We start from the raw sequence: 9110 nt of genomic DNA, 5'->3' as shown, positions 1-9110 counted from the left end.
CGGACGGACCGGCCCCTGCCGGCTCCGCGCCCGTCCGCGTCCGCGGCCCCCGGGCCGCCCCGCCGCTCGGTGCACCCACGGCCGTCACGCCCCCCGCAGGGCCAGGACCGCCGACAGGTCGAGGCCCCGGGCGCGGTCGGCGTCCTCCCGGTACTTCAGCGCCGCTCCCAGGGTCGCCGTGGCCAGCTCCGCGTCCACCTCGCTCGCCCCCAGCGCGTCCAGGGCCTCGGCCCAGTCGATGGTCTCGGCCACCCCGGGCGGCTTGAGCAGGTCCGCGCCGCGCAACGCCTGCACCAGCGCGGTGACCTGCTCGGCCAGCCGCGCCGACACGCGCGGCAGGCGGCGCCGCACGATGGCCAGTTCGCGGGCGAAGGAGGGATGGTCGAACCAGTGGTAGAGGCAGCGGCGTTTGAGCGCGTCGTGCACCTCCCGGGTCCGGTTCGAGGTCAGCACGGCCACCGGCGGCTGTTCGGCCCGCAGCGTGCCCAGTTCGGGGACGGTGACCGAGTACTCCGACAGCAGTTCCAGCAGGAACGCCTCGAACTCGTCGTCGGCCCGGTCGATCTCGTCCACCAGCAGCACCGACGGCTGCGTCTGCAGGGCGCGCAGCAGCGGCCGGGCGATGAGGAAGCGCCGGTCGTACAGTTCGCTCTCCAGCCGGTCGGCGTCCGTCACCCCGGCGGCCTCGGCCGCCCGCAGGTGCAGCAGCTGGCGCGGGAAGTCCCAGTCGTACAGGGCCTGGGAGGCGTCGATGCCCTCGTGGCACTGCAGGCGGATCAGCGGCGCGCCGAGCGCCTCGGCGAGCGCGGTGGCGAGGGCGGTCTTCCCCACGCCCGCGTCGCCCTCGCAGAACAGCGGCCGGTGCAGCTTCAGGGCCAGGAAGCAGGTGATCGCCAGACCCTCGTCGACGAGGTACCCCGTCTCCTCCAGCCGGGCCCGCACCGCTTCCGGGTCGTCCATGCCGGTGATCGGCGCTCACCCCCAGCCCGTGGCGGCCAGCACCGCCCGCCGGGTCAGCACACGCGCGAGGTGCTGCCGGTACTCGGGCGAGGCGGACAGGTCCTGGGCCGGCCGGGTGCCCTCGGCCGCCGCCTGCGCCGCCCGCGCGACGGCCTCGGGGCCGTCGGCACCGCGCAGCGCCTCCTCGGCCGCGGTGGCCCGCAGCGGGGTCGAGCCCATGTTGGTCAGCCCGACACGCGCCCGCGTGATGTGCCCGTCCTCGCGCCGTACCAGCGCGGCGACCCCGACGACGGCCCAGGACTGGGCGACCGGGTGGAACTTCTCGTAGTGGAAGTCCCAGCCGTCCGTCTTCGGGATCCGCACCTCGACCAGCAGTTCGTCGGGGGCGAGGGCCGGCTGCAGGTAGTCCACGAAGAAGTCCCGCGCCGGGACGGTACGCCGGCCGCCCGGTCCCGCGACGACGAGTTCCGCGTCCAGGGCGAGGGCCACCGCGGGCAGGTCCCCGGCCGGGTCGGCGTGCGCCAGGGAGCCGCCGAGGGTGCCGCGGTGCCGTACGGCGGGGTCGGCCACCGTGGCCGTGGCCTCGGCCAGCAGGCCGGCGTGGCGGCGTACCAGCGGGTCGTGGACCACCTCGTGGTGCGTGGTCATGGCGCCGATGACGAGCGCGCCGCCGTCCTCCCGCACTCCGCGCAGCTCCGGGACCCGCCCCACGTCCACGACGAGTTCGGGGAAGGCGAGCCGCATCCGCAGCAGCGGCAGCAGGCTCTGCCCGCCGGCCAGCACCTTGCCCTCCTCGCCGGCGCCGGCGAGCGCGCGCACCGCCTCGTCCACGCTGCCCGGACGGGTGTACTCGAACGCGGGAGGAATCATGCCGGACCCTCCTTCCCGGACGGGTCGTACCGGCCGATGTCACCGGACAGGGCCGCCTGCCCGGACTGGCCGGACTGCGCCGGTCCCGTCCCCCCGGTCCCGTCCGCCGGGCCGGCGCCACCGGACCGCGCCGCCTGGAGGGCCTGCCACACGCGGTGCGGGGAGCACGGCATCCGCACGTCCCGCACGCCCAGCGGCCGCAGCGCGTCCACGACGGCGTTCACGACGGCCGGTGTCGAGGCGATCGTCCCCGCCTCGCCGACTCCCTTGACGCCGAGGGCGTTGCCGACCGCAGGGGTCTGGGTCCGGTCGGTGACGAAGTCGGGCAGGTCGGCCGCCGACGGCACCAGGTAGTCGGCCATCGTGCCCGACACGAGGTTGCCCTGGTCGTCGTAGACGGCCTCCTCGAACAGCGCCTGGGCGATGCCCTGGGCGAGCCCGCCGTGCACCTGGCCCTCGACCACCATCGGGTTGACGACCGTACCCACGTCGTCCACGCAGACGTACGAGCGGATCCGGATCCTGCCGGTCTCCGTGTCGACCTCGACCGCGCACAGGTGGGTGCCGTGCGGGAAGGAGAAGTTCTCCGGGTCGAGCACCGTCTCGGCGTTGATGGAGGGCTCGACGCCGTCCGGCAGGTCGTGCGAGGTGAACGCCTCGAAGGCGATCTCCTGGATGGTCCTGCGCGCCTCCGGCGAGCCCTTCACCGAGAAGACCCCGGCGCTGAACTCCAGGTCCTGCTCGCTCGCCTCCAGCAGGTGCGCGGCGACCCTGCGCGCCTTCTCCACCACCTTCACCGCCGCCCGGTGCACGGCCTCCCCGCCGACCGCCAGCGACCGCGAGCCGTAGGTGTCCATGCCCAGCGGGGCGGACCGGGTGTCGCCGTGCACCACCTCGACGTCGTCGAACGGCACGCCCAGCGCGTCCGCGGCGATCTGGCTCCAGCAGGTCTCGTGGCCCTGGCCGTGCGGGCTGGTCCCGGTGACGACCTCGACCTTGCCGGTGGGCAGCATGCGGATGCTCGCCGCCTCCCAGCCGCCGGCCGCGTACCGGAGGTCGCGCAGCACCCGGCTGGGCGCGAGACCGCACATCTCGGTGAAGGTCGACACGCCGATGCCGAGGCGTACGGGGTCGCCGCGCTCGTCGCGCTCCCGCTGTTCGGCGCGCAGGTCGTCGTAGCCGAAGAGGGCGAGGGCCTTCTCGGTCGCGGCCTCGTAGTGGCCGCTGTCGTAGGTCAGTCCGGCGATGGTGGTGTACGGGAACTCCTCGTGCCGGATCCAGTTCCGGCGCCGCACCTCCACGGGGTCCAGGCCGACTTCGACGGCCAGCTCGTCCATGATCCGCTCGATGGCGTACGTGGCCTCGGGGCGGCCGGCACCGCGGTAGGCGTCGGTGGGGGTGCGGGTGGTGAAGACGCCGGTGCAGGTGAACTCGTAGGCGTCCATCTTGTAGATCGCCGGGTACATGAAGGCGCCGAGGATCGGGATGCCTGGGGTGACGAGCATCAGATAGGCGCCCATGTCGGCGAGGAGGTCCACCTTCAGGCCGAGCAGTCGGCCCTCGCGGGTGGCGGCGATCTCGACGTCCTGGATCATGCCGCGGCCGTGGTGGGTGGCGAGGTAGCCCTCGGAGCGGGACTCGGTCCACTTCACGGGGCGGCCGAGCCTGCGCGCGACCGCGAGCGCGACGGCCTCCTCGCCGTACACCTGGAGCTTGGAGCCGAAGCCGCCGCCCACGTCCGGGGCGATCACCCGGAGCTTGTGCTCGGGAACGCCGGTGACGGTGGCGAGCATGATCCGCAGGATGTGCGGGATCTGGGTCGCCGAGTAGACCGTGTACTCGCCGGAGGCGGCGATCGGCGTCACCACCACCGCGCGCGGTTCCATGGCGTTGGGGATCAGCCGCTGCTGGTGGTAGCGGCGTCTCAGGGTCACGTCGGCGCGTTCCCGGACCGACGCGAAGCTCTCGCCGGTGGCGAGCGGCCAGGTGTAGCAGCGGTTGGTGCCCTTGTCGGCGTGGACGAGCGGGGCCCCCTCGGCGAGCGCGTCCTCCAGGTCGAGGACCGGCGGCAGCGGGTCGTAGTCGACCTCGACCGCCTCCAGCGCGTCGGCCGCCGCGTACCGGTCGCGGGCCACCACGACCGCGACCGGGTCACCGGCGTGGCGGACCTCGTCCACGGCGACCGGCGGGTGGTCGGGCAGCACGATGTCCTCGGTCACCGGCCAGGCGCAGGGCAGCGAGCCGAGCCCGTCGGCGAGGTCGGCGCCGCTGAACGCGGCGACCACACCGGGCCGTTTCAGGGCGGGGGAGACGTCGACGCGGGTGATGCGGGCGTGCGCCATGGGGCTGCGCAGGAAGGCCAGGTGCAGCAGGCCCGCGACCTGGATGTTGTCCGTCCAGTTGGTCTGGCCGGTGATGAGCCGCGCGTCCTCCTTGCGCAGCCGGGAGCGGCCGACCTCGCGTGCCACGGCCTGATCGGTCATGCCGTGGCCTCCTCGGTGACCTGCTGTCCGGATCCGGCCTGCGGTGCGGACGCGGCGAGCACCGCGCGGACGATGTTCTGGTATCCGGTGCACCGGCAGAGGTTGCCCTCCAGCGCCTGCCGCACCTCCTCGGAGGTGGGGTGCGGGTTCTCGCGCAGCAGATCGCGCGCAGCCATGATCATCCCGGGGGTGCAGTAGCCGCACTGCAGGCCGTGCTGTTCGTGGAAGGCGCGTTGCAGGGGTGTCCACTCGCCGTCGCGCGCCAGCCCCTGGACCGTGGTCACCTCGCCGCCGTCCGCCTGTACGGCCAGTACCGAGCAGCTCTTGGCGGTCGCCCCGTCCAGGTCGACGGTGCACGCCCCGCAGTTCGAGGTGTCGCAGCCGATGGGCGTGCCGGTGAGGCCGAGGCGGTCGCGCAGGTAGTGGGCGAGGAGGAGACGGGGTTCCACATCGTCCTCGTACGTCGTGCCGTCCACGGTCACCTTGATGTGGGTCATACGCCCTCCAAGCCGTGCGGGCAGGAGCGGAATCAGCCAGGTGGCGTGATGTAGGTCACTCTAAGTCCGTCCCCGGACGGCGGCGAGCGCGGCGGCGAGCGCGGCGGCGGGGTCGGCGGCGAGGGCACCGGCGGGGCCGGCGTGGGCTGTGGGCGGCGGGAGCGGCCGCGTGGTCGGCGTGGCGTGCGGAGGCAGGAGTGGCAACAAGATCGACCTGCCTGGTGCCCGGGACGCGGCGGTGCTCCGCGGGCCGGCGCACCGGCTGGACCTGCCGCTCGTCCCGATGGGGACGGCCACAGGACCCGGCACGCGAGCCGCCCGCTTTGTCCCCGGTACCGGCCCGGCCGCGCCCGAGACCCTGCGCGTGGAGCCCACCCCGGCCGGCTCGGGCGTCGGGTTCCGGCTCGAGGTGGAGCTGGGCTCGATGCCGTACGCCTTCTTCAGGGCCGTGGAGGACACCGTCCGGGAGACCCTCGGCCAGGGGCTGCACGGCCGGCAGGTCACGGACTGCACGGTGACCATGACCCACTCCGGCTACTCGCCCCGGCAGAGCCATGCGCACCAGGGCTTCGACAAGAGCATGTCGAGCACCGGCCACGACTTCCGGGGCCTGACCCCGCTGGTCCTGACCGAGGCGCTGCGCCGGGCCGGCACTCCGGGTGTACGAGCCCGTGCAGCGCTTCCGCCTGGAGGCGCCGGCCGACACGCTCGGCACGCTGCTGCCGGCACCGGCGCGGCTCGGCGCGGTGCGCCGGACAGCACCGGTACGCGCGCCGCGGCCTGCGTGCTCCTGGGCACGGTGCCCGCGGCCCGGGTGCACACCCTGGAGCGACGGCTGCCGGGGCAGACCCGGGGCGAGGGCGAGCTGGAGACGGCCTTCGACCACTACGCGCCGGTGACCCGGGGTGCGCTGCCGCAGCGGCCGCGCACCGACCACAACCCGCTGAACCGCAAGGAGTACCTGCTGAACGTGGCCCGGCGGAAAGGGGGGTGAGCGGACCTTCGGCGCGCGCGATCGGGTCGGAGCTGGTCTGCTGGGTGGGGAGGCCGTTGGGTGTGGAGGCCGTCGTACCCGTTCCCGGAGAGTGCCATGAGTACCTATCGAGCCGCGCAGGTGACCGCTCCCGACGGCACCTTCGAACTGGTCGAGCGCGAGATCCGGCAACCGGGGCCCGGCCACGTCCGGATCGCCGTGGACGCCTGCGGGGTCTGCCACAGTGACGCCCTCTTCGTGAGCGGCGCACTGCCGGACGTGTCCTTCCCGGAGGTGCCCGGGCACGAGATCGCCGGGCGGATCGAGGAACTGGGCGAGGGCGTGCGGGAGCGCGGCTGGTCGGCCGGCGACCGGGTGGCCGTCGGCTGGTTCGGCGGCAGCTGCGGGTTCTGCAAGCCCTGCCGTGCGGGCGACTTCGTCGTCTGCGTGAACCTCAAGGTCCCCGGGTGGACCTATGACGGCGGTTTCGGCGAGAAGGTGATCGCCCCCGTCGACGCGCTGGCCCGCATCCCCGAGGGGCTGGCGGCGAGCGACGCCGGGCCGATGGCCTGCGCGGGCGTGACCACGTTCAACGGACTGCGGCGCAGCTCGGCCCGGCCGGGCGACCTGGTCGCGGTGCTCGGGCTCGGTGGTCTGGGCCACCTCGGGGTGCAGTACGCGGTCGCGATGGGTTTCGAGACCGTGGGGATCGCCCGGGGCCCGGAGAAGGCCGACTTCGCCAAGCAACTGGGCGCCCACCACTACATCGACAGCACCTCCGCCACCCCGGTGGCCGAGGCGCTGCAGTCCCTCGGCGGTGCCAGGGCCGTGCTGGCCACCGCCGGGAACTCCGAGGCCATCACGGCCACCGTGGACGGTCTGGCCCCGCGCGGTGAACTGGTCGTCATCGGCGCGGACTCGACGCCCCTCGGCATCAACCCGGCCCAGCTGCTCATGGCGGGCCGCGTGGTGCGCGGCCACCCGTCCGGCACCTCGCAGGAGGTCGAGGACACGATGGCCTTCAGCGCCCTGCACGGCATCCGCCCCATGACCGAGACGGTGCCGCTGGACGACGCGGACGAGGCGTACCGCAAGATGCTCTCCGGCCGGGCCCGCTTCCGGATGGTGCTCACCCCGGGCTGACGCCCCCGCCTCCCTCGCGACGGGGAAGCCCTCCTGACCTTCGAACGGCCGGGCCACCGGTCCGGCACCGGTCGGTCGGGCTGCCGGTCCGGTGACGGGGGGGGCAGCCGGGCTGTCGGTCCGGTGACGTGCCGGGGTAGCCGGGCTGTCGGTCCGGTGACCTGCCGGGGCAGCCGGGCTGCCGGTCCTGTGCGGCACCGGTCGGTCGGGCTGCCGGTCCGGTGACGTGCCGGGGCAGCCGGGCTGTCGGTCCGGTGACGGGTGGGGGCAGCCGGGCTGTCGGTCCGGTGACGTGCAGGGGCAGCCGGGCTGCCGGTCCTGTGCGGCACCGGTCGGTCGGGCTGCCGGTTCGGTGACATGCCGGGGTAGCCGGGCCGCCGGTCCTGTGCGGCACCGGTCAGCCGGACGGCCCGTCCGGTGACGCCGGTCAGCGCGGTCGCCGGTCCGGTGACGCCGGTCAGCCGGACAGCCGGTCCAGTGCGGCACGGACCGGCGCGGTACCGTCCTCGCCCCGCACACGGGCCCCCAGGGCGTCGGCACGCCGCCGGTACGCCGGGTCCCGGGTCGCCCGCACCAGCGCCGAGGCCAGGGTGTCCACGGTCAGGCGGCGCAGCGGTACGACGGCCGGGGCGACGCCCAGGGCGACCAGCCGGGCGGACCAGAAACCCGCGTCGAACTGCACCGGGACCGGCACGGCCGGCACCCCGGCACGCAGCCCCGCCGCCGTGGTGCCCGCGCCCGCGTGGTGCACCACGGCGGCCGTCCGCCCGAAGAACGCCGCGTGCGGCACCTCGCCGATGGTGAGCATGTCGTCCCCCTCGGCGGCCAGCCCGCCCCAGCCGCGCTGGATCACCCCGCGCAGCCCGGCCCGCCGCAGCGCCGCCACCACACACGCGCTCAGCCGCCGGGCGTCCGGCACGAGAGCGCTGCCCAGCCCGACGAAGACCGGCGGCGGCCCGGCGTCGAGGAACTCCGCCAGCCTCGGCGGCAGGGGCGCCCCGGTGTCGTACGGCCACCAGTAGCCGCTCACCTCCAGCCCCGGCCGCCAGTCGCCGGGCCGGGGCACCACCGAGGGGCTGAAACCGTGGTGCACCGGCCAGTTCAGCCGCTCCCGCGACCGCCGCGCGGTGCCGGGGCGCACCGGGGGGAGGCCGAGCCGCTCGCGGACGGCCGGCACGGCTGCGGCGAACAGCTGCTCCACGGCCACGCCCACCCCCTGTCCGGCGAGCCGGTTGACCGGGCCGCCCCAGGCGCCGCCGCCCAGCACCGGCGGGGCGAACTCCCGGGTGGGGGCGACGGGTTGCAGGTAGACGCCGAGGCTGGGCAGCCGCAGCCCCTCGGCGACGGCGTGCCCGAGCGGCGCCACGGAGGCGGACAGCAGCAGGACGTCGCTGCGGCGCGCCGCCGCCAGCAGACCCTCGGTCAGCTGTCCGGCCGTGCGCCGCGCCAGGTCTCCCAGCCGCAGCAGCTTCCCGGCGCCGTTGGTGCTGCGGCCCAGCCCGCGGCCGCGCGGTGACCGCAGTTCCGCCAGCGGATCCACCGGCAGCGCGTGGAAGCGCACCGCCGAGCCGGCCACCAGCGGCTCGAAGCGGCCGTGGGTGACCAGGGTGACCTCGTGGCCGGCCAGGGCGAGCCGGTGCCCGAGCCCGGTGTAGGGGGCCGCGTCGCCCCGGGACCCCGCCGTCATGATCGCAACGCGCACACAGGCCAGTATGACGGCCGCGCGGGCCACGGCACCCCGACGAGGCGTGTCCGTACGGCCGGTTCGGGCCGATCGCCCACCGCCGGCCTCAGCCCCCCGGAGCGGCGGCGGACACCACGAGGACCCGCCGGCAGCAGACCGGCTCGGCCGCACCGGCCAGGCCTACGTGCACTACGACGGGCTCGGCGCCCGGCGGATGCTGATCATGGACCCGTCCACCGGAGCGGTGCTGGGCCTGGAACTGACCGCCACCCGGGCCGATCCCGAGTACGGCCTCAGGGCCGGGGACGTGATGCAGTACGCCGCCTGGATGCGCTGAGCCACCGAAACCCCCACGGCCCCGGCCCACCCGGCCGCCGGGACCTGTCGTGACCTTGGCCGCCCGGCGCCGTGGCCCGTCGTTCCCCTGTCCGCCCGGCTGGCGGGGCCTCTCGTGGCCCCCGGGAGCCGGCCCCGGGGCTTGTGCTGCCCCTGGCCGCCCG

Annotated in this window: 6 protein-coding genes and 2 pseudogenes; 3 read left to right on the top strand and 5 right to left on the bottom strand. The window is 75.1% G+C overall.

Translation table 11 applies throughout. From position 1 onward, the window contains the following. Positions 1 to 84: 84 nt before the first annotated feature. The 4 genes from GT045_RS24315 to GT045_RS24300 are packed head-to-tail and all read right to left on the bottom strand — an operon-like array spanning position 85 to position 4810. Entirely contained in the window at positions 85 to 960 is an 876-nt protein-coding gene (locus GT045_RS24315; RefSeq protein ID WP_161335439.1) for a MoxR family ATPase, read from the bottom strand. Between the two features lie 15 nt (positions 961 to 975). Further along, on the bottom strand, positions 976 to 1830 hold the full coding sequence (locus GT045_RS24310; RefSeq protein WP_161335438.1) for a xanthine dehydrogenase family protein subunit M: 855 nt from the start codon (positions 1828 to 1830) through the stop codon (positions 976 to 978). Continuing rightward, positions 1827 to 4313 (bottom strand): xanthine dehydrogenase family protein molybdopterin-binding subunit, encoded by a 2487-nt coding sequence (locus tag GT045_RS24305; protein ID WP_161335437.1) that lies wholly within the window; start codon positions 4311 to 4313, stop codon positions 1827 to 1829. The genes GT045_RS24310 and GT045_RS24305 overlap by 4 nt, the downstream gene beginning before the upstream one ends. Further along, positions 4310 to 4810, bottom strand: a complete 501-nt coding sequence (locus tag GT045_RS24300; RefSeq protein ID WP_161290276.1) for a (2Fe-2S)-binding protein — start codon at positions 4808 to 4810, stop codon at positions 4310 to 4312. Before GT045_RS24300 ends, GT045_RS24305 begins: the two co-directional genes overlap by 4 nt. 298 nt (positions 4811 to 5108) lie before the next feature. Between GT045_RS24300 and GT045_RS24295 the strand changes: the two are divergent. Next, positions 5109 to 5804 (top strand): annotated as a pseudogene (locus GT045_RS24295) (GTP-binding protein); the annotation flags it as partial. A gap of 96 nt (positions 5805 to 5900) precedes the next feature. Beyond that, positions 5901 to 6926, top strand: coding sequence for an alcohol dehydrogenase (locus GT045_RS24290; protein ID WP_161335436.1), 1026 nt, complete (start codon positions 5901 to 5903; stop codon positions 6924 to 6926). A 457-nt stretch (positions 6927 to 7383) separates the two neighbouring features. Here the strand turns inward: GT045_RS24290 and GT045_RS24285 are convergent, their stop codons facing one another. Further along, entirely contained in the window at positions 7384 to 8613 is a 1230-nt protein-coding gene (locus tag GT045_RS24285) for a glycosyltransferase (RefSeq protein WP_161298304.1), read from the bottom strand. 151 nt (positions 8614 to 8764) lie between these two features. On the opposite strand from GT045_RS24285, the pseudogene GT045_RS24280 reads away from it, so the two are divergent. Then, positions 8765 to 8947, top strand: a pseudogene (locus tag GT045_RS24280) (hypothetical protein); the annotation flags it as partial. Positions 8948 to 9110 lie beyond the last annotated feature (163 nt).

Source organism: Streptomyces sp. SID486, from assembly GCF_009865385.1.
Lineage (GTDB): Bacteria > Actinomycetota > Actinomycetes > Streptomycetales > Streptomycetaceae > Streptomyces.
This window is presented reverse-complemented; position numbering and strand designations above follow the sequence as displayed.